The following is a 25771-nucleotide window of genomic DNA, read 5'->3' as shown; positions in this document are numbered from 1 at the left end:
TGGCTATTTGCAGCGCTTGAGGAATTTGCCGCAAGGCTTGCTCGCCGACTGCCCCGCTGGCTGAGCCGGGGGGATCTCGGTGAGCTGGAACTCTTGCACGAGCGGCGTCCCGGCCTTGACGACCACGCTCAGGCTCCGCGGGAAGTAGCCGGTTCGCTTGACGCTCACCTTGTGAACCCCAGGGGTGAGCCCGAGCTCGACCTCCGGGGCCTGCGTCACCTTGCCGTCGATGGTGATCTCCTCGCAGGCGACGGGCTTGCAGGAGATCTTCACCGTCGCGTCGGTCGCCACGCCGGCGTCGGTCGAGGCGCCGGCGTCGATCGGGGGCTCGGCGGTCGGGGTCCCGGCGTCGGCGGCCGGCGCGCTGTGGGCTGGCTCGGGCGGAGCGGGCTCGGCCGACGGCGCGGGGGGAGCCGCCGCGGAAGCGCTGGTCGAGGCGCTGGGGCTCGGCTGCGCCTTGTCCTTGCGGTCCAGGACGTACCACGCGGCGGCCGTGCCCCCGACGAGCAGCACACCAACGATGCCCACCATCAGGGAAGCCGCCTTGCCCCACGGCGACCGGGGCGCGGTGCTGACCGCCGTCAGCGCGGGAACGCCGCTTCGATGGGATGCGGTCTGGCTCTGGGCCGAAGGCGACGGCGCCTGTCCGGAGGGCGCGTCGGCAGAAGGCTGCGGCGAGGGCGAAAACGGCGGCGAGGGCGAAAACGGCGCGTGCGACGGCTGCGGCGAGGGTGAAAACGGCGAGGGCACCAGCTGCGTGGCGTCGCCGGGCGGCAAGGGCGCGGGCGCGCTCGCCGCGGTGACGGCGACGGCCGGCGGCGCGGGCGCGACCGCCTCGTTCACCGAAGGAGACAGAGCGAGCGTCGAGCCCACCTCGATCGCGGCCGCCGAGAAGCCGCTGAGCATGGCCGCGAGCTCGCTCGCCGAGCGGAAGCGCTCGCGCGGATCGTGCGCCAGCGCGCGCGCGAAGGCGCCGTCGAGCACAGGGCTCAGCGGGACGCCGAGCTCCGCGGCCCGCACGGACGCGGCGAGGCGCGGCGCCATGAGCTCGCGCTGCCAGCCCTGGACGTCGACCTGACCCTGGCAGGAACGCCAGTACGAGCGGCCCGTGAGCGCGAAGAAAGAGACCAGCGCAGCGGAGAAGATGTCGGCGGCTGGTCCCGCATGGCCGCCAGGCTGAAGCTGCTCGGGCGCTAGCCACGGCGCGGAGAGGAGGTACCCCTCCTGCGTCGGCACCATGCTCCGCGCGAGGGACGGCCCGAAGTCGGTGAGCTTCACGCTGCCCGGAGCGCTCGGGTCGATGAAGAGGTTCGTCGGCTTGAGGCCGTGGTGGGGGACCTCGCGGGCGTGGGCAGCGTCGAGCACCGCCGCGAGAGAGCGGAGCATCGAGCCGACCTCCTCGAAGCCCATCGGCCGGCGACGCGCGAGCTCGGCGAGCGACGGAAACGGGATCATGTCCGTCATCGTGAAGGGCGCGGCCGTCGCCGGGTCGTAGCCGGCCTCGAGGATGTGCGCGGCGAGCTCTGGCGGCAGCCTGTTCGTCTCGGCCACGTACCGCTGGAGGTGCTGCATCGCGTCCGCGCGCTGACCGACGACGGGCGAGTACAGCTTGATGGCGACGTCGCGCGCTTGCGCCGTCACCGCGCGGAAGGTGGCCGTCGCGCCGCCGTAGCCGAGGAGCGAGCGGACCGAGAACCTCCCCGCGATGACGCTGCCCGGCGCGACGTTCGGTGCCGTCACGCGATCACTCCGCCGCGACCGAGATCGACTCGATCGATTGCAGGATGGTCTCGTCGGCGCCGGAGTTGTCGTCCTCGGGGACGAAGCCGAGCCCCAGCACGATCTCCCCGTCCTTCCCGGCGTCGCCGAAGATCAGCAGCGGGCCCTTCCTGGCCCCGCGGGTCGCGCCCTCTTTCTGCCACAGGCCGATCTTCCGCCCGGCGACGTCCTTGATGTCGTCGGGCTTCTTCCAGTTCACCTTCTTCTTCGGCAAGGTCACGTTGATCTCGCGCGCCAGCGCCTCGAGCGCGGCGTCGCGCTTCTCGATCGCCTGCTTGCCTTCGCCCGCGTCGATCTGCGCCGTCGCGAAGGCCGGGCCCTCGTCCGCGGCCTGCGCGATCGTGGCGCTCTCCGCCTGGGCATAGGTCCAACCCTTCGCGGGCGTGAACACGAGTGAGCTCTGGGCGATCTTCGCCCGGGTCGATGCCTCTGCCTGGCACTGCTCGTCGAGCGCCTTGCAGGGCTTCGGAGCAGGGGGAGGCGGAGGCGGAGGCGCCTCAATCACGGCCGGCGGCGGCGCTACGGGTTGCGGTGGAGGCGGCGAACCGCACGCCGTCGCGAGCGCCGCCGCAGCGCTCAGCGCTAGGGTAGGCAATCGTCGGAAGAACATTGCGCCCGAGCGTTGCAGGACCGGACCCGGTACGGCAAGTAAAGAGCGACTGGGGGGAGACAGCTTGCGCCGTAGGACGCGGCCGGCGCCGCGCGGAAGGCTGACCGCGCCGACCGCGCCGGGCGGCTGCTCCGGCGCGGTCGCGAGGCGCAAGGGCTACTTGACGACGGCGCCGACGTCCTGTTCGACCTGCTCAGCGACGCCTACCGGCACCTTGCCGTAAAGGCGGGTGCGCTCCGTGACCAGGAAATAGTCGGGCTTGCCGCTCGCCCCGGGGGGCCCCTTCACGAGCTCGGCGAAGCCGATGTCGCCAGAGCGGCCTGTGTACTCGATGCGCACCACGACCTCCTTCTGCTCCGGGGCAACGGCCACGTACTCGGTGGGACGGAGACGGTCGAGCTTGCTCATCCAGTTGCCGACCGTCTCGTCGTTCTGCTCGGGGCTCGCCGGATCGGCCCAGAACTTCTTGCCCTCGTCGCCGCTGCGCACGACCTCGCGGCGCTTGTCCCCGGCGATGACGCGCGCCCTGGCGAGATCGACGTCCTTCCACTCGTGCAGATCCCGCTCCAGGAGCCGTGACTCCGCGGTGTCGAGATCGCGGTAGATGTCGCCCTTGATGGCGTACACCTCGCCCGTGGCCTCGTCGCGCGCGTACCGGTCCGCGCCGCCGGGCGTCGCGCCGCCGAGGACCAGCTTTCGCTCGGCGCCGCGCAGCTTGACGGTGAGCGTGCCCTCGGGCTCGGCCAGCCCGAACTCGGCCGCGCGGTCGTCCGCGATGCGGCCGATCGAGCGCAGCGCCTTCAGCGGCGCGATCGCCTCGGCGAGCTTGTTGCCGGCGGCCACCGAGACGAACGTCGTCGTCTTGACCGTCGGCTCAGCCTCCGCGGGCGGCTCGTCGTCCTGCGCCCCGTCGTCGGCGTTCTGGTGCGGGTCCTTCGGCTTCTCGGCCGGGGGCGTCGTCTTGCGCTCCGCCGTGCCGACGAAGTAGCGGCCCTCCTTGTCCTTCTTCGCCTCGAGGACGACCGTCTTCGATTTCCCCTCGAAGGCGATGCGCTCGACGTCGTCGGCGCGGCCGGCCCAGACGGCCACGTCCGCGACCGAGAGGGCGGCCGCCTTCTCGTCGCGCGTCCAGACGAGGACCGCGAGCAAGGCCGCGACCACAAGAAGGCCGAGGTGCACGAAAAAGCTGCGTTCCAACCTCATGCGCGCCTCCCGCTCACGCGCCGCCCGCGGCGCGTGATGAAGAGCCCGAGACCCAGCACCATGGCCGGCGCCACGAGGATCGTGGCCCAGAACCACACCTGGTCCTTCTCCTTCGTGTGCTCGATCCGGACGTCCTCGCTCGTCGTGATCTCCCCGGCGTAGCTCTCCTCGCCGCCGAGCCACCGGAGCGCGTCCAGCGCGAGCACGATGTTGGGCTCGTTCCTGAACGCCGCGTCGCTGAACACGTCGGCGTCGGCGACCACGAACGCGCGCAGCTCCTTCTTCTCCTTGTCGTCCCCGCCAGGCGCGAGCTCCTTCGAGACCGCCGCCGCGAGGTTGTAGACGCTGCGCTTCTCGCCGCCTTCGTCGAACTTGAAGTTGCCGTTCGCGTCGGCGAACGTCTCGCCCAGCGAGCGGACGACGAAGTCGATCTTGAGGCCGCCGTCCTCGCGCTTGTCGAGCGACGACGCTCCCGGGAAGATCGTCGGCGCCTGCTGCGAGTGGCGGCTCAGCGTCGACACCGAGGCGTGCGAGGAGTACCGCGTCGTGACCAGCATCCCCTGGTCCGAGTCGTTGTAGCGCCGCCGCACGTAGACCCGATCGTTCGCCAGGACCTCGGGCTTCCACGTGAGCCCCACGGCGCCGGCGAGCGGATCCAGATCGACCTTGGCGTCCGGATCGAGCGCGAGCAGCAGGTGCCCGCCCTCGTCGGCGTGCCGCTTGAGCGCCGCGACCTCCTCCGGGAGGAACGCCTTCTGCGGGCCGAGCACGATGACGACGCTCGCGTCCTTCGGGATCTCGCTGCCGAGCCCCTGGGCGAGCCCGAGGTCCTTGATGACGTAGTTCTGGGACTCGAGCAGCTTGCGGAGGTTCTTGGTCGTCCGCCCCTCGGGGGAGCTGGCCGACTCGTTCAGCTCGCCGTGGCCGACCGTCAGGTAGGCGGTGCGCTGCAGCCGGATCACCTTGAGCAGCACCTTCTGAAAGTCGGCGTCGAGGCTCTTCAGCTTGGCGCCCGCGCTCTTGATGTCGGAGCCGACGGTGAGCGTCTCGCGCGAGCCGTCGCGCGAGAGCACGATGACGCCGTCTTGCGTGACCTTCGCCTCCTTGGCGAGCGCGGGGACGAGCAGGCGATCCTGCACCTCCACGGTGATCTGCGGCGACGCCGCCTTCACCTCGCGCAGGTAGCCCTCCACCTCGGCGCCGACCTCGTTCTGCTGCGGGTAGAAGGCCGTGATCTTGAGCGGCACGGTCAGGCTCTCGGCGACGCGCTTCGTGGACTCGCCCGGGCGGGCGGTGCGGTAGTATGAGAAGTCCGCCTTGAGATCGAGCTTGCTCGCGGCGAACACGAAGAGCGCGGAGTAGACCGCGGCGAACCCGAGCGTCAGGCCCGAGAGCGTCGCGGCGCGCACCCGCCGGCCCTCGATGCGCTCGGCGCGCCGCATCGGCGCGAGCGCCGCCTCGCCGAAGAACAGCGGCACCGTCGCCATGACGAGCAGCGCGACCCAGGCGACCGTCGTGGCCGCGTCGATGCGCCCGCGCAGCTCGGGCGCGGCGCGCGAGACGCCGACCATGGCCTGCCCCGCGTCGGTCGTGGTGAAGTAGGCCGCCACCGCGACGACGCCGAGCGCCGACAGGATCGCGAGCGCGCGCTCGACCGCGCGGCGCTCGCCCGACTCGCGCACCGCGGTCGCGAAGCGCAGCGCGGTGACGAGGACCAGGGTCAAGAACCCGAGCCCCGACAGGGCATAGCGGAGCGACTCGATCGTGGGCACCACGCGCTCGCCGAGGAAGAGGGCGAGGAGCGCGCACGCGTACGCCGGGACCATCCAGCCCCCGGCGCGGAGCGCAGGCGCCTCGCGCGGCGCGGCGGGCGCCGGCTCGCCGGCCGGCGGGGCCTCTCGCCCTGCGTCCGGCAGGGGCGCGGAGCCCGCTCCCTCGCCGCGGATCTCGGCCTCGTCGGCCTGAGCTTGCTTGTCCTTCACCGCCACCTCCGCGCCTTCAGGGTGTGGGTCGCGGCGAGCAGGAAGAAGTACGCCACCGCGACGTAGTACAGGACGTTCTCCAGCCGGAGCACGCCGTTCAGGAACGGCTTCTGGTTGAGCGGGTAGAGGTTCAGCGCGCTCACGAAGTCGTTGAGCGGCGGCTCCGTCACGCGGGCGACGAGGAACAGGAAGCCGAGCGTCCCGATGATCGCCGCCCCGAGGATGACCGCGATGACCTGGCTCGCCGCGAGCGTCGAGGCGAAGAGCCCGATCGCGAGCGACGCGGCGCCGAGCAGCAGCACCCCGGAGTAGCCGACAAGGATGTGCCCGACGGACACCTTGCCGTTCACGAAGATGAGCAGCGGCATGTAGATCGTGATCGCCGTCATCAACGAGACCAGCGCGAGCGCGGCGAGGAACTTGCCGACGATGATCTCGCCGTCGCGCACGGGCGCGGTCTTGAGCAGGATGAGCGTCCCGCTCTCGCGCTCGCCGGCGATGAGCCGCATCGAGAGGATGAGCGCCGCGACCATCGTGATGAACGCCGTGCCGTCGAAGAACTTGAGCAGCACCTCCGCCGACAGCCGCGCGCCCGAGCCGAGCGCCGCGACCTGGAAGTAGATGCCGTCGATGAGCAGCGCAGCGGCAGCGACGACGTACCCGAGCGGTGATCTCAGGTACGCGGACAGCTCCCGCCGCGCGACGAGCAATGTCCCTCTCATGTCTCGCCCTCGCCTTCCTCCGCCTGCTCCTCGGCAGGGGCCTTCCTTGCGTCGCCGCCGGCACTCGCCCTGCCGGCCGCGGCGGACCTGTCCTTCGCCCCGGGCGCCCCACGCGAGGCGAGCCGCAGGAACACCGACTCGAGCTCGCGCTCGCTCCGCTTCACCTCGAGGATGCCGATGCCCGCCTGCACGAGCTCGGCGCACAGCGCCGCGCGCACGTCGCGGTCGGCCTCGACCGCGAAGCTCACGACGTCGCCCCCCGGCTCGGTCGTGGTGAGCTGCTCGACGGACGTGACGCCCTCCACCGCGCGCGTGATGTCGAGCGCCCGCGCCGCCTCGCCGCGGCCCGCGCCCTCGGGGCCGCGCACCGTGAGCTCGACCCGGACGCCGTGGAGCAGCTTGGCCGAGAGCTCCTGCTCGGTCCCCTGCGCGCCGATCTCGCCGTCCCGGATCACGAGGATGCGATCGCACGTCTCGCTGATCTCGGAGAGGATGTGGCTGGAGAGCACGATGGTGTGCTTGCCGCGCAGGCTCCGGAGCAGGGCGCGCATCTCGACGATCTGCACGGGATCCAGCCCGCTGATCGGCTCGTCCAGGACGAGCAGCCGCGGCTTGTGCACGATCGCCTGCGCGATGCCGACGCGCTGCTTGAAGCCGTGGGACAGCGAGCTGATGGGATCCGCTGCCACGTCGTCGAGCTGCGTCACCGCGAGCGCCTCGGCCACCCGCGCGTCGGCCGCGCCGGCGTCGACGCCGCGCAGGCGCGCGGCGAAGTGGAGGAAGGCGCGCACGCTCATCTCGTCGTAGAGCGGCGGCCTGTCGGGGAGGTATCCGATGCGGGACCGCACCTCGTGGGGGTGGTCGACGACATCCAGTCCGTCCACGAGCACACGGCCCGCGGACGGGAGCAGATCGCAGGCGAGGATCCTGAGCGTCGTCGTCTTGCCCGCGCCGTTCAGGCCGAGCAGACCGACGATCTCTCCCGCCTCGATCGAGAACGACAGGGGGCCGATGGCCTTCCGGTCGCCGTAGTACTTGTATAGGTCGCTGATTTCGATCACGGCCGTGCACCCCTCCGCGAAGGGAAGAAGCTCTCCGCGCCGGCGATTCGGACGCCGCAGAGCGCGGCGGCCCAGGCGCCAGCGGCCCCTTACAACAGCGGGAGGCGGAAATCATTCCCGACGCGGCGCGCGCGGGGGCTTGCTCCGGAGGGGGTCTCTCTCCCTCCAGACGAATCGAGCGGGACACGCGGGGAAGCGGTGAGCGAAGCGACCAGGACGTGACGGATCTCAGCCTGCAGCGAGGCGGGGTCGGTGATCCGGCAGCGCTCGTCCCGCCGTCAGCAGTGCTCGGCGATGATCGCCCAGCAGGCGTCCGCGAACTCGCGGTACGTCGATCGGTCGAGCGTCGCCTGCGTCACGGGCATCACGTCCTGGTGCTCGGCGAGCATCGGGCGCAGCGCGCCCTCGATGTCCGCGCTCGTCTCGATCCACAGGAACTCTTCGATGCCGTCGGTGATCTGGCCGCGGATGAGCTTCGGCACCTCGCTCAGCCGGACCTTCTTCGGGCTCCGCCGCGCGATCGACGAGGCGATCTGCTCGGCGTGCGCCGGCCACCGCTTGAGCGCGTTGTGGAACGTGGAGCCGACGAGCCGGAGGATCTGCTGCGCGAGCATCGCCACGCGCGGGCGCTGCACGCGCTCCTCGTTCTCCGCCACCATCACCAGGTAGTCGTCGCTCAGGAGCTTGCGCAGGTCGCTCGAGAGGATCTGCTGCGACTCCGGCGTCATCCGCAGATCCGCGACGTGCGCGAGGAAGATGTCCCGCAGCATGGTCAGCCGCGCCGTCACCGAGCCGGTCGGCGTCGTGTCGAGGATCTGGGCGAGCGGGTCGATCAGCCGGCGCCCGAAGGTGGTGAGGATGTGATCGAGGATCCGCTTCTGGTGCTGCTTGTGGCCGAGCACGGACAGCGCGCGCGCGATGTGCGCCTTGCTCGGCGCGTCGACGAGGATCTCCAGCGGCTGGTCCTGCGGCTTCCCCTCGTACATGCGCAGCGACGCGAACATCTCGCGGAACGCGTCCGCCGCGGCCGCTCCCTCGCCCGGCTCGCCGTAGACCCGGATGACGAGCCCCGAGTCGGGACCGGCGTCGAACAGCCGCCGGAGCTCTTCCCGGATGTCCTCGTCCGTGACGAGCGGCCCCGGAGGGAGCGATTTCCCGCGTGGATCCATGAGCGTCCAGCCTACGGCAAAGCGCAGCGTACCTGAACCTCTGTGCCCCGAGAAAGCGAGCGCCGGGTGCACGCTCGCGGTCCGGTGAGGACGTGCCTGCGGCGATGTCGTACCCCGGACCCAGGTCAGGCCGGCGTGGTATCGGGCGGCGCGCTTACATCAGATAGGAAGAGGAATCAGATGAAGACGACGGGCTGCTCCCAGATCGCGAGGACGATGCAGCCCTCGGCGCTCGAGACGCTGTGGCGGCTGCCCGGGGCGTTCATCACGAGCGTGCCGGCGCGGTGATGCCCGCGCTCGTCCGACTGCGAGCCTGTGAGCACGAAGATGTGTTCATGGCCGCGATGGACGTGCTGCGGCACGGATGCCCCCGGCGCGTAGCGCAGGAGCGCGGCCGAGGCGCCTGCGTCGCTGCTGCCGTAAAGGCGGTGAATCTCGACGCCCTCCCGGAGGCGCCGCCAGGGGACCGACTCCGGACGAGCGGCCATCGTTGCCACATTCGCAATGATGAATGGCAACTGCACAGGCACAAAATCCCGCGTTGCTGCTGGAAGTGTAGCTGTCATCGCGAATCTCCAGTGTTGATGGAACCATGCCACAGCGCGCGGTGCGCGCTCAACGGTAATCACGCGAAGCGCGCAAAATTCATGCGTGGGAAAAGTTCCAGAAATGCGGAGTCGCGTACACATCCATGGCGTGAAGAGCACACCGAGAACTCCTGTGTTCCCCGCTGCCGGCGCGGCACGGGGACAGCGCTTCCTCGCCATCTTCCGTCCACTGCTCCTCTCGCTCTCGCTCCTGCCGTCGGCCGGCTGCAGCAAGGAGGGGTCGAGCGATCAGCCGCTCACGGTGGGCTTCATCTACGTCGGCCCCAGGGACGACTACGGCTACAACCAGGCGCACGCCGAGGGGGCCGCCGCGCTCGCCAAGCTGGCCGGCGTGAAGACCCGTGAAGAGGAGAACGTCCCCGAGACGGTCGCCGTGCAGAAGACGCTCGAGAGCATGATCAACCTCGATGGCGCGACGGTGATCTTCCCGACGTCCTTCGGCTACTTCGATCCGCACATCCTCAAGGTGGCGGAGAAGTTCCCGGACAAGACCTTCCTCCATTGTGGCGGCCTCTACGACGGGTCGAAGCACCCGAGCAATGTCGGCAGCTATTTCGGTTACATCGACGAAGCCGAGTACGTGTCCGGCATCGTCGCCGGGATGACGACGAAGAGCGGCAAGCTCGGGTTCATCGCGGCGAAGCCGATTCCACAGGTGCTCCGCAACATCAACGCCTTCACGCTGGGCGCCCGGAGCGTGAACCCGAGCGTGACGACGGCCGTGATCTTCACCGGCGACTGGTCGATGCCCGTCAAGGAGGCGGAGGCGGCCAACAGCCTCATCGATCAGGGCGTCGACGTCCTGACCGCCCACGTGGACTCGCCCAAGGTGATCATCGAGCTCGCGGAGCGGCGCGGCGCGTTCAGCACCGGCTACCACACGAACCAGGCGACGCTCGCCCCGAAGGGGTACCTGACCGGCGCCGAGTGGAACTGGTCCAAGGTCTACACCGACTACATGACGTTCATCCGCGAGGGGAAGCCGTATCCGCACCTCCTGCGCGGCGGTTTCAAGGAGGGGTACATCAAGATCTCACCCTATGGCCCCGCCGTCTCCGAGGAAGCGAAGAAAAAGGCCGAGGAGGCGAAGGCGAAGCTCACGGAGGGCACGCTCACCATCTTCCAGGGGCCCATCATGAGCAATGAGGGCAAGGTGGTGATCGCCGATTCGGTCGCGCAGCAACAGACCGACATCGCGCTCGAGAGCATGGACTACCTCGTCGCCGGCGCCCTCGGCTCCACCCACTAGAGCAGTAGCCACCCGCTACGGATACGGGCCCATCTCGACGTTTTCGGTGCTCAGCGCACCGGAGTGCGCTTCCGCGCCGAAAGCGCCGATCTGGGCCCGTCTCCTGTGCGGGTGATCACCGCTCTGGAACGGGCATCGATCAGAGCGCTTCGAGGACGGCGGCGGCGGGGGCGGTCCAGCCGATGATCGCGCCCTGGGCACGGACCATCTCCAACGTCGCCGCCTTGAACTCGGGGAAATAGCTCTCGGTGGCGTCCTCGATCAATAGGCACTCGTAGCCGCGATCGTTCGCCTCACGCATCGTGGTCTGGACGCAAACCTCGGTCGTCACGCCGGCGATGAGCAGGTGGGAGACGCCGAGCGCCGCCAGCCTGGCGTCGAGGCCCGTCCGGTAGAAGGCGCCTTTTCCGGGCTTCGGTACGACGAGCTCGCCGGGCGCCGGCGCGAGCTCGGGCACGAAGTCGTTGCCCGGCTCGCCCAGGACCAGGATGCGCCCCATCGGCCCGACATCGCCGATCCGCATCCCAGGAGCGCCCCGGCTCCGCTTCGCGGGGGGGCAGTCCGAGAGATCCAGCCTGTGACCCTCCTTCGTGTGGATGATGGGCAGGCCGTGGTCGCGGAACGCGTCGAGGACGCGCCGGACCGTCGGCACGATGCGCTGGAGCCGCTTGACGTCGTTGCCGAGCGCCGCGCCGAAGCCGCCGGGCTCGAGGAAGTCGCGCTGCATGTCGATGACGAGCAGCGCCACGGCGTCCCGATCGGCGACGCGGAAGGGGTACGGCTTCGCCGCGATCTCGAGGGGCCGCGCCGTCATCGGTGCCCCGCCATCGCGCGGCCGATCTCCGCGACGTCGGCCGAGGCGATCGGCGACTCGTGGACGATGCGGCCTTCGCTCATCACGAGGACACGGTCGGCCATGGCGAAGATCTCGTCGAGATCTGCGCTCACCAGGAGGACGGCGGTCCCGCGGTTGCGCGCCTTCAGGATGCGGGAGCGGATCTCGGCCACGGCCGCGAAATCGAGCCCGAAGCAGGGGTTTGCGGCGACGAGGAGCTCGATGTCCTCGTCCATGCCGAGCTCCCGCGCGAGGACGGCGCGCTGCACGTTGCCGCCGGAGAGCTTGCCTATCGGGGCGTCGACCGAGGGCGCCTTGATGGCGTACTCCGCGGCGAGGCGCTCGGCCGACCGCCTCAGCGCCGCCCGGCTCACGCCCCAGCGGAGCCTCGTGAAGGGCGGCCTGTCGAAGACGCGGAACCCGATGTTCTCGGCGACCGACATCGCGGGGACGCAGGCGTTGCGCAGCGGCTCCTCGGGCAGGCACCGCACCCGGTGCTTCAGGATCTGCGCGCGCCCGGCGCCGTACGGCTCTCCATGGACGAGCATGCTGCCACCCCGCGCGGCGCGCTGCCCGGCGAGGACCTCGACGAGCTCCTCCTGCCCGTTGCCGGAGACGCCGGCGATGCCGACGATCTCGCCGCGATGGACCGTGAGCGTCACGCCGTCGAGCGCCGGCCGCCCGCGATCGTCGCTGGCGGCGAGCCCCTCGATGCGCAGGATCGGCTCCCCGGCGGGCGCGTCGCCGCGCGCCGCGGAGACCTGCGCCGGCTGCGCGCCGACCATCATCTCGGCCATGGCCGCCGGCGTGAGGTCCTTGACCTTGCCCCGACCGGCGACCCGGCCGCGCCGCAGCACCGTGACCTCGTCGGCGAACGCCGTCACCTCGCGGAACTTGTGCGAGATCATGAGCACGCTGATCCGCTGCTCGTCGGCCATGCACCGGAGCATCCCGAGCACCTCGTCGGCCTCCCCGGGCGTGAGGACCGAGGTCGGCTCGTCGAGGATGACGATCCTGCTGCCGAGGTAGAGTTGCTTCAGGATCTCGAGCTTCTGCTTCTCGCCCGCGGCGAGCGCGCGGACGGTCCGCTCCGGATCGAGCCGGAACGGCATGCGCGCCATGAACGCGCAGATCGCCTCGCGCTCCTTGCGCCAGTCGATCACGAGGGGGAGCGACGCGCGCGCGAGCACGAGGTTCTCGGCGACCGTCATGTTCATCACGAGGGTGAAGTGCTGGTAGACCATGCCGATCCCCAGCGCCTGCGCGTCGCGCGGGCTCCTGATGGACAGGGCAGCGTCGCCGACCCTCACCTCGCCGGCGTCGGCCTGGTGATAGCCCATGATGCACTTGACCAGCGTGCTCTTGCCGGCGCCGTTCTCGCCGAGGAGCGCGTGGAAGCTCCCGGGCGCGAGGCGCAGCGAGACGTCGTCGAGCGCGAGCAGCGGCCCGAACCGCTTCGTGATCCCCGCGGCGGAGAGCGCCGGCGGCGGCGCGAGGGGGCTGGGCTCCCGGGCGGCGGCGCGGGGCGGCCTTGCCGCGGGGCTGGAGAAGACGCGCGGGTCCATGGTCACGGGAGCGCCTCCAGCAGCGCGGCGGAGGTCGAGACCGCGCCGAACACGCCGTTCTGCATCTTGATCATCTTCAGCGCGGCGGCGTGGTTGCCAGGATCCGTGGCCGCGCAGCAGTCGGAGAGCAGCAGGCACTCGTACCCGCGGTCGTTCGCCTCGCGCATCGTGGTGTGCACGCAGACGTCCGTCGTGATCCCCGTGAGGATCAGGTTCTCGATGCGGCGCTGGCGGAGGATGAGATCGAGATCCGTCGCGCAGAACGAGCCCTTGCCCGGCTTGTCGATGATCGGCTCGCCGGGCAGGGGCGCGAGCTCCGGGATGATCTCCCACCCGGGCTCTCCGCGGACGAGCACGCGCCCGCACGGCCCGGGATCACCGATGCCCACGCCCGTGCCGCGCCCGCCGTCGGTTCGGCGGGAGCGCCACCGCTTGTTCGCCGGCAGATCGGAGAGGTCCGGCCGGTGCCCCTCGCGCGTGTGCAGGACGTGATAGCCGCGACGGCGCAGCTCCGCGAGCGCGCGCTGGATAGGCGCGATGCACGCCCGCGTCAGGGAGATGTCGTAGCCGAGCAGGTCGATGTACCCGCCCTTCCCGCAGAAGTCGGTCTGCATGTCGATGACGATCAGGGCCGTCGTCTCGGGGCGGAGCGCGCCGTTGTAAGGCCAGGCGTAGGGATCAGCGGCCACGTAGGGCATGGGTCGAGTCCTCCTGTCATTCAGCGTTTCGCTCGTCTCGTACGGTTCGCTCGTCTCGCGGGGCTCGCTCCTTTCGTTCGTCTCGTCCGTTTCGTACGGTTCACGCGGTTCGTCCGGCGCGCGTCGCGTCGCGCGATCAACGCGCGAGCGTCAGCTCGGCGGGCTGATCGCGCAGGGTCTGGGTCGCGGAGCTCGCGGCGACCATGATGGCCAGCGTCACGATGTACGGCGCGGCGTTGAAGAGGTGGTATCCCCAGGTGATCCCCACGGACTGGAGCGCCGGCCCGAGGGCGCTCGCGCCGCCGAAGAGCAGCGAAGCGAAGAGGCAGCGCACCGGGTTCCAGCGCGCGAAGATGACGAGGGCGACGGCCATGAGCCCCTGTCCGCTCGAGAGCCCCTCGTTCCAGCTGCCAGGGTAAAAGAGCGAGAGGAACGAGCCGCCGACGCCGGCGAGGAAGCCGCCGGCCATGGTCGCGCGCCGCCGGACCAGGTTCACGTCGACCCCCATCGCGCGGGCGCTGTCGGCGCTCTCGCCCACGGTGCGGAGCACGAGCCCGAAGCGGGTCCGGTTCAGCGCCCAGAGCAGGAGCGGGGCGAGCGCGGCCCCGATGAGGAAGAGCGCGTTCACCTGGAGCGCGGAGCGGACCTGGGGGAGATCGCTGAAGAAGCCGAGCGATATCGCGGGCAGGCGGGGCGCCGTCGGCTGGATGAGCGGTTTGCCGAGGAAGAAGGCGAGGCCGACGCCGAAGAGCATGAGCGCGATGCCGACGGCGATGTCATTGACGCGCGGCTTCGAGCACAGCCACGCGTGCAGCGCGCCGAGCGCGGCGCCGATGGCGCCGGCGGCGAGCACGCCGAGCCAGGCAGAGCCCGTGAGGAAAGAGACGCCATAACCTCCCATCGCGCCCATGACGAGCGTGCCCTCCAGGCCGAGGTTCACGCGGCCGCTCTTCTCGGTGAGGCACTCGCCGAGGCTCACGAAGAGGAATGGCGTGCTGATGCGGATGGCCCCGGCGGCGACCGCGAGGGGGATGCCCCAGAGACCGAGCCCAGCTGCGTCGTTCATCATGCCACCGAAGGCGCCGGAGCCGCCTGACGGACCTTGGGCTCGCGGGCAGCGAGGGAACGGCCATAAAGCGTCTCGCTGGCGAGGATCGCGATGAACAGGATCCCCTGGAGCACGCTCACCGTCGCGTCGGGGAGCCGCGCCGTCCGCTGCAGCAGGCCGCCGCTCGCGCCGATGCCGCCGAGCAGGAGGGCGACCGGCATGATCGCGAGCGGGTTGTGGCGCGCGATGAACGCGACGAGGATGCCGGTGTAGCCATAGCCGCTGACCAGCGACCCGTTGGCCCGGCCGTGGACCGCCGCGACCTCCACCATGCCGGCGAGCCCGGCGCACGCTCCGGCGAGCGTGCAGGTGAGCACGACGAGGCGCTTGACCGGCAGTCCGGCGAGGAGCGCCGCGCGGACGTTGCCGCCGCTCATCGCCGCGCCGAAGCCGAACGTCGTCCGGTGCATCAGCACATAACAGAGCGCGCAGGCGAGCACCCCGTAGGCGAGGCCCCAGTGGACCTCGAGGCCCGGCAGGCTCCCGAGCGTGTTCTCGGCGCCGATGGAGGCGGTCGAGGGCTTGTTGAGGCTCGCCGGGTCGCGCAGCGCGCCCTCGACGACATGGTTCAGGATCGCGATACCGATGTAGTTGAGGAGGAGGCTGCTGATCGTCTCGCTCACGCCGCGGTAGACGCGCAGCGCGCCGGCGAGGCCGATCCAGAGCGCCCCGGCGGCGAGCCCGGAGACGAGCATCGCGGCGAGCACGGCGGCGGGCGGCGCGCCCCACGCCCGTGCGGCCAGCGCCGCCGACGCGGCCGAGAGCCCGCCCATGGCGAGCGCGCCCTCGCCGCCGATGACGATCAGGCCGAGGCGCGCCGGCAGCGCCGTGCAGAGCGCGGTCAGCATGAGCGGCGCGGCCCGAAGGAGGGTGTTCTGGAGCGAGAACCACGTGCCGAAGGCGCCGCGGACCATGTCGTGATAGACGCTCAAGGGGTTCACCCCCTGGGCTGCCACGAACGCGCCGAACACGAGGAGCGAGGCCGCGAGGGCCCCGAGGGGGATGGCGATCGCTTCGGTCGTCTCACGCCCGAGCAGCCCGTGCGAGATGACTTTCACGCTGCCGAGGATAAGGCCTCCATTATTTCCACACGTTTTCGGGGAGCTTGCTTGTCGTGACAGGACGGACAGGACGGGCGCCTCGCGCCGGGACGACCCGCTCCGGCCGGCGAGCGACGCGCCGTTGTCATGACGTGCGACACCCCGGGGGCTCACCGGGTCGAGTGACGCTGTGGTGTGGTGGCCGCGCTGCGATGTGGCGGTAACGCTGCCATGTGGTGGCCGCGGCGACCGCGAACGGTTCGCACAGCGCGGCGGTCTCCGCCTTGCACTCGCCGTCGCCTGCCGGTGAGTTTGCTTGGCGTTCATTGCGTGGACGGCGAATAGAGCGGCGAGCGCTCGCGCGCCTGAAAGATCTGGGAATGCCGAGGTCCGCGCCGTGCGGCCCCGGCGAGCCTCGTTCCTGTGCCCACGTGCGCAGCGCGCCGCGCGCCGCGTAGAGGACCGCCGATCGATCCCACCCGCAAACCCCTGACTGGAGGTAACGCTGTCATGCGGTTCGAACGAACGATTCTGTTCCTGCTCGGCGCCGGTGTCCTCATGGCGTCCCGCCCGGCGGTGTCGGCGGACCTGACCTGCTCGTCGAGCGCGACCCTGGAGGCGCTCGTGACGTGCATTCGCGATCAGATGCCCGGCAGGGACTCAGGCATCTTCGTCACCCCGAGCTCGACGCAGCTGACCGCGTGGCGGAGCGTCGTTCGCACCATGATGGGCGGCAGCTGCACTATCGTGCTGCCGTCCAGCCTGTCGTCGTCCGCGCGGATCCGGCTCCTCCGCGACGTCAACAATGGACGAAGGTACTGTGTGCTCATGGAGGTCGGCGATCGGAACAGCGACGGGACCGTCGATCTCGGGCTGGGCACGTTCATCGTGGACGCGGCCGCGGAGCGAGAGCTCGCTCATTCGGCGCCGCATGCGACCGCGGACCTGGAGACGGAGATCCAGGCCGTCAGCGTCTTCAAGGCGACGAGATCCCGCAGCTTCCTGATGGCGGGCGCTCACCGCGATGCGAGCTTCACCGACAGCGTTTGCCAGAGCTCGACCATGGTCTCGGACGTGGCCCACAACGTGACGAACGCGTTCCACGCGACCTACCTGGAGCTCGCGGCCTTTTATGGATCGAGGCCCTGGTGGGGCATTCAGTGGCATGGCATGGCGCGAGATACCTGCGCGGAGGACGTGTTCGCCTCGCACGGCATGGATGTCGCCCCTGTCTCGGGTGACAAGATACTGGAGCTCAAGCGCAACTTGCTGGCCAGCAAGCCCACCTGGCGGGTCGGCGTTCCCGGCAGCAGCGATTGTTCGCTGAACGCGACGACCAACGTTCAAGGCAGGCTCCTCAACTTCGTTTCGGCGAGCCAGGTCTGTGGTCGCTCCGCCACGAGCTACAGCGGACGCTTCGTGCATATCGAGCAAGATCCCGCCTTTCGCCTCGCGGACACCTGGATCAATGCGGTCAAAGCCACCTGGCCATGAGCGCCGCTCCTCGGCCGCGCGCTGCGGAGCAAGCCTGGCGATGAAAAGAAGGATCGTAGGGGTCTCGCTCGCGCGCTCGAGTCGTGCGCGTCGTGGAAGACGCCCTGGAGATTTCGCGCCGCGCTAAAGGCCGCCCGGGTGAACAGCGACGCGCGAAATCAGGTTTGCCTCGAAAACGACGGAATGTTTCAGCGGTAACGAAGTGAATGCATTGCCAATTGGTACGGTGACGTGTGCGCACGATCTGCATATGCTCGCCGTCATGACATTGCCCCTTGTCCCACTACGCTCTCTGGGTGTCGTCGCTGCCGGTGCCGTCCTCGTCGTGGCGACAGCCGCCTCGTGCGGAGGAGGTGGCTCGAGCTCGTCCTCGTCGGACGGCGGATCAGGGCCTGGCGGCGCCGGTGCCGGAACATCCACCGGAGCCGGCGCCGGAACAAGCCAGGGCCCTGCGAGCAGCTCGTCGTCAGGGGCGGGCACCGGCGGCGCTCCACCCGCGGTCGGCTCCGGCGGCAGCGAAGGCGGCGGCCCGCCGGCGCACGTGCCGGGCGAGCCGATCTCCATCCCGGCTCAGGCGTGGAGCAGGGGTATCACGGACGGCGTCTACGAGGACGGCGCGCCCATCGGCGGCTTCGGGGCCGGGACGATCACCTGGCGGTTCGACGGCAGGTTCTACAAGGGGCGCCTCGATATCGGGAGCAATGACCAGAACGTCGACAACAACGCGGGCTTCTTCATGTACCAGAAGGCCGAAGGGGGCGACGCGCAGACGAAGCGCCTCGACAAGGACGGCCTGGGCCAGGGGCAGGCGACGTACTCCTCGCTCTTTCCGCGCTCGTGGGTCGATTACCACGGCGCGGCATTCCCCTGCAAAGCGAAGGTCGAACAATACAGCCCCATCATCCCGGGCGACTACAAGAAATCGAGCTATCCGGTCGGCGTCTATCGGTGGGAGATCACGAATCCGACCGGAGCGCCTTGCGACGTCGCCGTGATGCTGACCTGGAAGAACGATCACGGCGGCAATGGCGCCACGGTGCAGACCTCCGGCGACGACGTGGGCCTGGTCCTCACCCGAGGCGGAGGGGCGCCGAACTCCGAGGGACAGGGGGAGTTCACGCTCGCCAGCCGGAACGCGCCAGGCGTGGTCGTCTCGTACCAGTCCGCCGACAGCGTCGCCGCCCTGCAGAGCGAGCTCGCCAACGACGGCATGCTCGCCAACACGACGGGAGGGCACTCGCTCGGGGCGATCGCGTTCAAGGCGACGGTGGAGCCGGGGAAGAGCGCCATTGTGCCGATCGTGCTCGCGTGGGATATCCCGGTCACGCAGGCGGGCTCGGGGGACAGGTGGTACCGCGCGTACACGCGCCACTTCGGGCGGACGGGGAGCGCCTCGTGGACGATCGCGGCGGAGGCGCTCGCCGAGCACGAGCCGTGGCTCTGGGCGATCCAGGACTGGCAGGCCAGCGTGCTCGACGACCCGAAGTACCCGGAGTGGCTCAAGGGCGCTCTGTTCAACGAGCTCTATTACTACGCCATCGCGGGCACGTACTGGGAGGCCGGCGCGGCGTCCGGCCAGCCGGACGACCCGGACGAGGACATGTTCACAAGCCTCGAGTCGTACATCTACCCGTTCTACGGGACCTCGGACGTGCGCTTTTACGGCTCATGGGCCCTGTTCTCGCTCTGGCCGGACATCGACAAGCAGGAGGTGCGGCAGTTCTGCGACAGCGTGACGACCACGCGCTCCGACAGGCCGCGCGCGATCGGGACCACCGCGCACGATTTCGGAGACACCGACACCGTCTTCCGCAAGTGGAACGCGTACACGTACCGCGACTCGACCAACTGGAAGGATCTCAACTCCAAGCTGGTCCTGATGGTCTACCGCGACTGGGCGCTCACCGGGAAGACCGACAAGGAGTTCCTCGATTACTGCTGGCCCGCCGTGAAGATGGCGATGCAGAAGGTGAAGGGCCAGGACGGCGACGGGGACGGGCTGCCGGAGAGCAACGGTATCGATCAGACGTACGACGACATGGACCTGCACGGCAACACCGCGTACTGCGGAAGCCTCTTCCTCGCCGCCAGCGAGGCCGCGAAGGAGCTGGCGACCGCGGTCGGTGACACCTCGCTCGCGGGCACCTACCAGACGTGGTTCGATCAGGCCAAGGGCGGCTTCGAGTCGAAGCTCTGGACGGGCTCGTATTACAAGATCGACACGGGGAGCCGGGACACGAACAGGATCATGTCGGATCAGCTTGCTGGCCAGTGGTACGCGCGCGCCCTGGGGCTGCCGCCGATCGTCGACCCGAGCCACGCCGTGTCGGCGTTCACGAAGATCTACGAGAACAACTTCAAGCGGTTCGACGGCGGGACCCGCGGCGTCGTCAACGTCATGACCGCCAATGGCTCGGTCGACGGGACGAGCAACCAGACGCGCGAGTGCTGGGTGGGCACGTCCTGGGGCGTGGTGGCCGGCATGATCCAGGAGGGGCTCGCCGCGCAGGCCGGCGAGATCGGCGTGAGCCTTGTCGACACGATCTGGAAGACCGACGGCCTGTGGTTCCGCACGCCGGAGGCATGGGAGGGCAACGGCAGCATCCGCGCGCCCTACTACATGCGCGCCACCACGCTGTGGGCGGCGAAGCACGCGTACGATATCGCGCCGTAGACCCGCGATATCGCCCTCGCAAACCCGGCGTCGCCCCCCGACTCGCCGCCGCCCACAGAGCGGCGGCGGGCGCGGCCAGAGCCCGGGCGCCGGCGCGTCACCGGCGCTCGTCGGGTGTGTCTCGCCTGCCACATCACCCGCCCGGATTCCGCCGCGGACTCGCCTCTTGCGCCCGCGGCATCCCCATTGCTGAGTCGCGGCCATGTCCGTCGCTCCGCGCCTCCGATCTGCGCCCGCCGTTCTCGCGGTCATCGCCCTCAGCCTGGCGTGCGTTCAGGGCGCGCGCGCCCCCAACGTCCCGCCTCGAGGGACGCTCGCGCCCGGCGCGCTCGAACCGGGCGGAAAGGCCGCGGCAGGGCCGTTCGCGGTGGTCTTCGGCGCGCCGCGCGGGCAGACCACGAGCCCCGCCGAGATCAGCCTGGTCTTCAACCGGCCGATGCGATCGCTCGATCTCGCGGGCAGCGAGGCCGCGGCGCCCGCGGTCCTGAAGCCGTCCGCGCCTGGACGCTGGCGCTGGGTCGGCACGAGCGGCCTCACGTTCGTCCCCGAAGGCCGCCTGCCGCGCGGCACGGAGTTCACCGTCGAGGTCCCGGCGGGCACCCGCGCGCTCGACGGCAGCGCGCTCGCCGAGCCGTACTCGTTCACCTTCCGCACCGAGCTGCCCGCGGTCGCGCGCGTCGAGCCCTGGTCGGGCAAGGACGACCTCAAGCCGGAGGCGCGGTTCGAGCTGCGGTTCAACCAGCCGGTCGACACCGCCGAGATCGCGCGGCGCGCGTCCCTCACGGTGGGCGATCGAAGAGACAAGGTGGCGTTCGAGGTGCGGCGCCCCGACGCGAAGAACGAGATGCTCGCCGAGCTCGTCCCCCGCGCGCCGCTGCCGCGCGACAGCGAGATCGAGCTCGCCGTGGCCGAGGGCCTCCGCGGCCGCGAAGGGCCGCTGCCGGCCGGCGAGGAGCAGCGGTTCACGTACCGCACCTACGGGCCGCTCCGGGCGCTGCGCCCCCAGTGCGATCGCGACTCGCCGCAGGGGCGCTGCGCGGCCGACGGCGGGTTCACGCTCGCCTTCTCGAACCCCATCAAGTTCGCGGACGCGAAGCGGGCGATCTCGGTGGAGCCCGCCGTCAAGCTGCTGTGGCCGTCGTGGATCGAGGACGACGAGCCCACGAGCCACATCCCCCTCGGCGGCGCCTTCGCCCCGGGTCGAAGCTACCGGGTGCGCGTGGCCGCCGGGCTGCGCGACGTGCACGGGCAGGCGCTCGCCGGCGTCGTCACCGAGGAGATCGCGTTCGACGATCGCTGGCCCGAGGCGCAGATCGGCCTCGTCGGGAGCGTGTTCGAGCCGGCCCAGCGGCGCGAGATCCCGGTCGTGTCCGTGAACGTGCGCGAGCTCTCGCTCGCGGTCGGCGCGATGACCGAGGAGATGATCCTCGCGCTCCAGGGTGATCCGCACAGCCCGGGGCGCAGCCCGAAGATGGGCGAGATCGCGGCGCTGCCCTCCGGCAAGCAGACGGTCCTGCGCCCGGCCGCCGCGACCAACACGCCGGCGACGCACCTCGTGCGCGCCGCCGAGGTGCTGGGGGGCGAGGGCAAGCGCGGGCCGCTCGCGATCGGGATCAGCTACACAGCCCGGCCCGGGACGCGGCACGCGCGCACCACGTCCGAGGCGGTGATCGCGCAGGTGACCGACCTCGGGATCAGCGCGAAGGTCTCGCCGAGCGGCTCGCTCGTCTGGGTGACGCGCCTGTCGACGGGCGCGCCGGTGCCCGGGGCGCGCGTGTGGATCCGGGCCCCTGGCGCGCCCGCGCCCGCCGCGGTGTCCACCGACGCCCAGGGGTTCGCGGTGGTCCCCGCGACGGCGCACGGTCCGGAGGCCTCGACGACGCTCGGGCGCAGCGTGGTCTTCGCGCGCGCGGGCGACGACTGGACGTACCGCACCGTCGCCGACTCGCTCAACGGGTGGCGCTTCGGCGCGGCGTCCGACTTCAGCGAGGCGCGCCCGTTCGGGATGATGTTCTCCGATCGCGGCATCTACCGGCCGGGCGACACGGTGCGCGTGAAGGGGATCTTCCGCGAGGAGGGCGCGCGCGGGGCGAAGACGCCGGTCGGCAGGAGCGTCGCGCTCAAGGTCGAGGGGCCGGACGGCGAGGCGCTCGTCTCGCTCTCCCCGACGCTCGGCGCCTTCGGCACGTTCTCGGCCGACGTGAAGATCCCCGAGAGCGCGCGGCTCGGCACGTACAGCCTCGCCGCCACGGTCCAGGGCGGCGAGGCGGGGTGGCCGGACGTGATGGGCAGCGTCGAGGTCGCCGAGTACCGCCCCGCCGAGTTCAAGGTCGGCGTCGAGAGCGACAGGCCGAGCTACGTCCGCGGCGACAAGGCGCGCTGGACGGCGCGCGGCGATTACCTGTTCGGGGCGCCGATGACGAACGCGGAGGCATCGCTCTCCGTGACGCGCGCGCCGGCGTCGTTCTCGCCGCCGGGGATCGAGGGGTTCACGGTCCGCGAGGACGAGCTCACCGACGCGCTGCGGGACCAGGCGCCGCGCGGGTTCGAGGTGCAGAGCGCGCGCGAGAAGCTCGACGCGGCCGGGCAGGCGGCGATCGGCGCGGCGCTCTCGATGCCGGGGCAGCGCGGCACGGAGCTCGTCACGTGCGAGGCGTCGGTCACCGACGTGTCGCGGCAGACGATCGCCGGGAGCTCGACGGCGCTCGTGCACCCGGCCGAGTTCTACGTCGCCCTCAAGGAGCCCGAGCTCTTCGCGAAGGCGGGCGACGTGCTGCGGCCGGAGATCCTCGCGGTCGATCCGAAGGGGGCGCGCGTCGCGCAGGTCGCGGTCCGGGTCGAGCTCGTGCACCGGACGTGGACGCTCGCGCGGGAGGAGAGCGGCAGCGCGTACCGCAGCGTGAGCGCGCCGGTCGACAAGGTCGTCGCGCGGTGCGGCGTCACGACGGCGGCGGCGCCGCGGAGCTGCGAGCTCACGGTCCCGTCGGGGGGCTATTACCTCCTGCACGCGACGGCCAGGGACCGCCGCGGCAACCCCGTCGGCGCCGCCGCCGGGGTCTACGCGCTCGGCGAGGGCGGCGGGGGCTTCGGCGACAGCGACGAGCTCAAGGTCGACCTCGTTCCCGACCGCGACAGCTACGAGATCGGGCAGACGGCGCGCATCATCGTGAAGTCGCCGTTCGCCTCCGCCGACGCGCTGGTCACGGTCGAGCGCGCCGGGATCTCCGCGCACCGGAAGGTGACGCTGTCGGGCGCCATGCCCGTGATCGACGTCCCGATCACGGAGGACCTCCGGCCGAACGCCTTCGTCTCGGTGCTGCTCCTGCGCGGGCGGACGAAGCCGCAGCCCGCGCCGGGGAAGGGCGGGGCGCCTGGGCCCGACGTCGGGGCGCCGGCGTTCCGCCTCGGCTACGCGCCGCTCCGCGTGAACCCGGAGGCGCAGCGGCTCGCGGTGCGCGTCCGCGCCGACAAGGCGGACGCGCGCCCCGGCGATCCGATCCGCGTGGACGTCGACGTCCGCGATCGCGCCGGCCAGCCCGCCCGCGCGGAGGTCACGCTCTACGCCGTGGACGAGGGCGTGCTGTCGCTGACGGGGTACACGACGCCGGATCCGATCCCCGTGTTCGGCGCGCCGCGCCCGTTGAAGGTGGCGACGATCGAGACGCGCGAGGCGCTCGCGCGCGTGCGCAACCCGTTCGCCGACCTCGGCGCCGACAAGGGGCGCGCGGGCGGCGGCGGCGCCGAGGGCGGCACGGGCGTGCGCCGCGATTTTCGCCAGAGCGCCTACTACAACCCCGCGCTCGTGACCGACGCCTCCGGGCAGGTGCACGCGAGCTTCAAGCTGCCGGACTCGCTCACGACGTACCGGGTCATGGCGGTCGTGGCCGCCGAGGACGATCGCTTCGGCTACGGCGAGTCCCGGGTGACGACGAGCCGCCCGCTCATGGCCCGGCCCGCGCTGCCGCGCTTCCTCCGCGCGGGCGACGCGATCGACGCGGGGGTGGTCGTGACCTCGAAGGGGCTCGCGAAGCCGGCGACGGTCGAGGTGGAGGTCACCGCGTCGGGGCTGACGCTCGCGGGCAGCGCCAAGCGCGCGGTCGAGCTCGCGCCGGGCGCGTCGGCCGAGGTCCGCTTCGCGCTCTCGGCGCCGCGGGCCGGCCCCGCGACGCTGCGCTTCCGCGCCACCGGCGGCGGCGCGTCGGACGTTGTCGAGGTGAACCGCGAGATCAAGGCGCCCATGGCGCCGGAGGCCGTCGCGCTCTACGGCGACACCACCACGGCGAGCGCGGAGCGGCTCGGGGACCTGTCGGCGATCCGCGACGACACGGGCGGGCTCACGGTGAGCCTCGCGCCGACAGCGCTCGTGGGCCTCGGCGGCGGCGTGGAGCAGCTCCTCGAGTACCCGTACGGCTGCACCGAGCAGCTGACGAGCCGGATGGTCCCGCTCCTGTCGCTGCGCGACCTCGCGAAGGCCTACGGGATCGCGCTGCCGAAGGACCTCACGGCCGTCATCGGCAAGACGGTCCGGGAGATCGTCTCGCACCAGCGCGGGGACGGGGGCTTCGGCTTCTTCGCCGAGTCGGACAGCGCCGACCTGTGGACCACGGCGTACGCGCTGTGGGGCCTCACCGAGGCCAGGCGCTACGGGGTCGCGGTGCCGCCCGACGCGGTGGAGCGCGCGACGTCGTACCTGCGCCAGGAGCTCAACCGGATCGGCGCCGACCCGCTCCTCCGGGCGACGGCGCCGTTCCTCGTCGACGTCCTCGCGGCGAGCGGCGCCCCCGACCCCGGGCGCGCGAGCCAGCTGTTCGACGAGCGCGACAAGCTGCCGCTCTTCTCGAAGGCGCTCCTCGCGCACGCGATGGTGATCGGCAAGAGCGACAGGGCGTCCGTGGATCAGCTCGTCCGCGAGCTCGAGGGCGCGCTGCGCCTCGACGGTCCGGTCGCGCGGGCCGTCCACAACCACGGCGACGCGTACGCGGTCCTCATGGACTCCGAGGCCCGCACCTCGGCGCTCGTGCTGCGCGCGCTGCTCGCGGCGCGGCCGGCGCACCCGCTCGCGCCGCGGCTCGCGGCGGGGCTGCTCGCGGATCGCCGCGGGGGCACGTGGCGCAGCACGCAGGAGACTGCCTGGGCGCTGCTCGCGCTCGATCAGTACCGGAAGGCGCAGGAGAAGACGGCGCCGGACTTCGACGCGCGGGTGTTCCTGGGGCAGGCGGAGCTGTTCTCGGCGCCGTTCCACGGCCCCACGACGGAGCAGGTCAAGACGTCGATCCCCGCGGCGAGGCTCGCGAGCGCCGGGGGTGCGCCGCTCGCGTTCGCGGTCGACGGGCGCGGCCGCCTGTTCTACGAGGCGCGGCTCCGCTACGCGCGCAAGCAGCTCCCGACGGAGGCGCTCGACCGCGGCTTCTTCGTCGAGAAGTCGCTCCGCGCGCTCGCGCCCGAGGACCTCGCCGCCGTGGTCGGCGGCGCGTCGACGTCGAGCGGGGGCGCGGCTCCGCCGTCGGTCGCGTTCGCCGGCGGCGACCTCGTGCTCGGCGAGATCGTCGTGGTGACGCCGTCTCCGCGCGACTTCGTGGTCATCGACGATCCGCTGCCGGCCGGCCTCGAGGCGGTCGACGCGCGGCTCGCGACGTCCGCGCGCTCGCTCGACGTCGACGCGGCCGAGGCCCAGGCCGAGGCCGACGACGCCGACGTCGATCAGGACGACCTGCGCGCGACCGGCCGCGTCTACGACCCGAGCCGCTTCGTCCGCGAGATCCGCGACGATCGCGTCCTCTTCTTCGTCGACCACATGGCCGCCGGGATGTACCGGTACCGGTACCTCGCGCGCGCAACGACGCTCGGCTCGTTCGTGGTCCCGCCCGCGCGCGCGGAGGAGATGTACAGCCCCGAGGTCTTCGGCCGGACGGGCGCCGTCACGGTCCAGGTCGGGAGCCGAGGGCCGGACGCGGCGCCGCGTCCGCGCTGAGCC

At 71.2% G+C, this 25771-nt stretch carries 17 protein-coding genes; 4 read left to right on the top strand and 13 right to left on the bottom strand.

Translation table 11 applies throughout. From position 1 onward, the window contains the following. Window positions 1–3: 3 nt before the first annotated feature. The 8 genes from WMF46_RS24130 to WMF46_RS24095 all read right to left on the bottom strand — a co-directional run bounded on the left by WMF46_RS24130 (window position 4) and on the right by WMF46_RS24095 (window position 9014). Window positions 4–1740 carry a serine/threonine protein kinase gene (locus WMF46_RS24130; protein WP_437987745.1) on the bottom strand — a complete coding sequence of 579 codons (1737 nt, stop codon included), beginning with the start codon at window positions 1738–1740 and terminating at the stop codon, window positions 4–6. 4 nt (window positions 1741–1744) lie between these two features. Beyond that, entirely contained in the window at window positions 1745–2284 is a 540-nt protein-coding gene (locus tag WMF46_RS24125) for a hypothetical protein (protein ID WP_437555116.1), read from the bottom strand. A 261-nt stretch (window positions 2285–2545) separates the two neighbouring features. Then, window positions 2546–3592, bottom strand: a complete 1047-nt coding sequence (locus tag WMF46_RS24120) for a DUF4340 domain-containing protein (RefSeq protein ID WP_437987744.1) — start codon at window positions 3590–3592, stop codon at window positions 2546–2548. Next, on the bottom strand, window positions 3589–5574 hold the full coding sequence (locus tag WMF46_RS24115) for a Gldg family protein (protein WP_437987743.1): 1986 nt from the start codon (window positions 5572–5574) through the stop codon (window positions 3589–3591). The genes WMF46_RS24120 and WMF46_RS24115 overlap by 4 nt, the downstream gene beginning before the upstream one ends. Next, window positions 5571–6296, bottom strand: a complete 726-nt coding sequence (locus WMF46_RS24110; protein WP_437987742.1) for an ABC transporter permease — start codon at window positions 6294–6296, stop codon at window positions 5571–5573. The genes WMF46_RS24115 and WMF46_RS24110 overlap by 4 nt, the downstream gene beginning before the upstream one ends. Beyond that, a complete protein-coding gene (locus tag WMF46_RS24105; protein WP_437987741.1) occupies window positions 6293–7357 on the bottom strand; it encodes an ABC transporter ATP-binding protein in 1065 nt (354 codons plus the stop codon). Before WMF46_RS24105 ends, WMF46_RS24110 begins: the two co-directional genes overlap by 4 nt. 278 nt (window positions 7358–7635) lie before the next feature. After that, entirely contained in the window at window positions 7636–8526 is an 891-nt protein-coding gene (locus WMF46_RS24100) for a hypothetical protein (RefSeq protein ID WP_437987740.1), read from the bottom strand. Between the two features lie 176 nt (window positions 8527–8702). Beyond that, on the bottom strand, window positions 8703–9014 hold the full coding sequence (locus tag WMF46_RS24095) for a cupin domain-containing protein (protein ID WP_437987739.1): 312 nt from the start codon (window positions 9012–9014) through the stop codon (window positions 8703–8705). Window positions 9015–9222: 208 nt separating this feature from the next. Between WMF46_RS24095 and WMF46_RS24090 the strand changes: the two genes are divergently transcribed. Next, window positions 9223–10383: a BMP family ABC transporter substrate-binding protein gene (locus WMF46_RS24090; RefSeq protein ID WP_437987738.1), complete on the top strand. Its 1161-nt coding sequence runs from the start codon at window positions 9223–9225 to the stop codon at window positions 10381–10383. Window positions 10384–10522: 139 nt separating this feature from the next. Here the strand turns inward: WMF46_RS24090 and WMF46_RS24085 are convergent, their stop codons facing one another. The 5 genes from WMF46_RS24085 to WMF46_RS24065 form a co-directional block, all read right to left on the bottom strand. Beyond that, window positions 10523–11197: a cysteine hydrolase family protein gene (locus tag WMF46_RS24085; RefSeq protein ID WP_437987737.1), complete on the bottom strand. Its 675-nt coding sequence runs from the start codon at window positions 11195–11197 to the stop codon at window positions 10523–10525. Further along, window positions 11194–12783 carry an ABC transporter ATP-binding protein gene (locus WMF46_RS24080; RefSeq protein WP_437987932.1) on the bottom strand — a complete coding sequence of 530 codons (1590 nt, stop codon included), beginning with the start codon at window positions 12781–12783 and terminating at the stop codon, window positions 11194–11196. Before WMF46_RS24080 ends, WMF46_RS24085 begins: the two co-directional genes overlap by 4 nt. Window positions 12784–12785: 2 nt before the next feature. Next, window positions 12786–13481, bottom strand: coding sequence for a biuret amidohydrolase (gene biuH / locus WMF46_RS24075; protein ID WP_437301443.1), 696 nt, complete (start codon window positions 13479–13481; stop codon window positions 12786–12788). Between the two features lie 136 nt (window positions 13482–13617). Further along, window positions 13618–14547 (bottom strand): ABC transporter permease, encoded by a 930-nt coding sequence (locus WMF46_RS24070; protein WP_437987931.1) that lies wholly within the window; start codon window positions 14545–14547, stop codon window positions 13618–13620. Beyond that, a complete protein-coding gene (locus tag WMF46_RS24065) occupies window positions 14547–15647 on the bottom strand; it encodes an ABC transporter permease (protein WP_437987736.1) in 1101 nt (366 codons plus the stop codon). The genes WMF46_RS24070 and WMF46_RS24065 overlap by 1 nt, the downstream gene beginning before the upstream one ends. Window positions 15648–16139: 492 nt before the next feature. Here WMF46_RS24065 and WMF46_RS24060 point away from each other — a divergent pair, with 492 nt between their 5' ends. The 3 genes from WMF46_RS24060 to WMF46_RS24050 all read left to right on the top strand — a co-directional run bounded on the left by WMF46_RS24060 (window position 16140) and on the right by WMF46_RS24050 (window position 25768). Further along, window positions 16140–17123 carry a hypothetical protein gene (locus WMF46_RS24060; protein ID WP_437987735.1) on the top strand — a complete coding sequence of 328 codons (984 nt, stop codon included), beginning with the start codon at window positions 16140–16142 and terminating at the stop codon, window positions 17121–17123. Window positions 17124–17385: 262 nt separating this feature from the next. Beyond that, a complete protein-coding gene (locus WMF46_RS24055; protein ID WP_437987734.1) occupies window positions 17386–19797 on the top strand; it encodes a GH116 family glycosyl hydrolase in 2412 nt (803 codons plus the stop codon). 202 nt (window positions 19798–19999) lie between these two features. Beyond that, entirely contained in the window at window positions 20000–25768 is a 5769-nt protein-coding gene (locus tag WMF46_RS24050; protein WP_437987733.1) for an MG2 domain-containing protein, read from the top strand. The last annotated feature ends 3 nt before the right edge of the window (window positions 25769–25771 follow it).

This window comes from Sorangium sp. So ce117 (genome assembly GCF_051524395.1).
Taxonomy (GTDB): domain Bacteria; phylum Myxococcota_A; class Polyangia; order Polyangiales; family Polyangiaceae; genus Sorangium; species Sorangium cellulosum_B.
The sequence above is the reverse complement of the archived record's forward strand: the minus strand, read 5'-3'. Positions and strand labels throughout refer to the sequence as shown.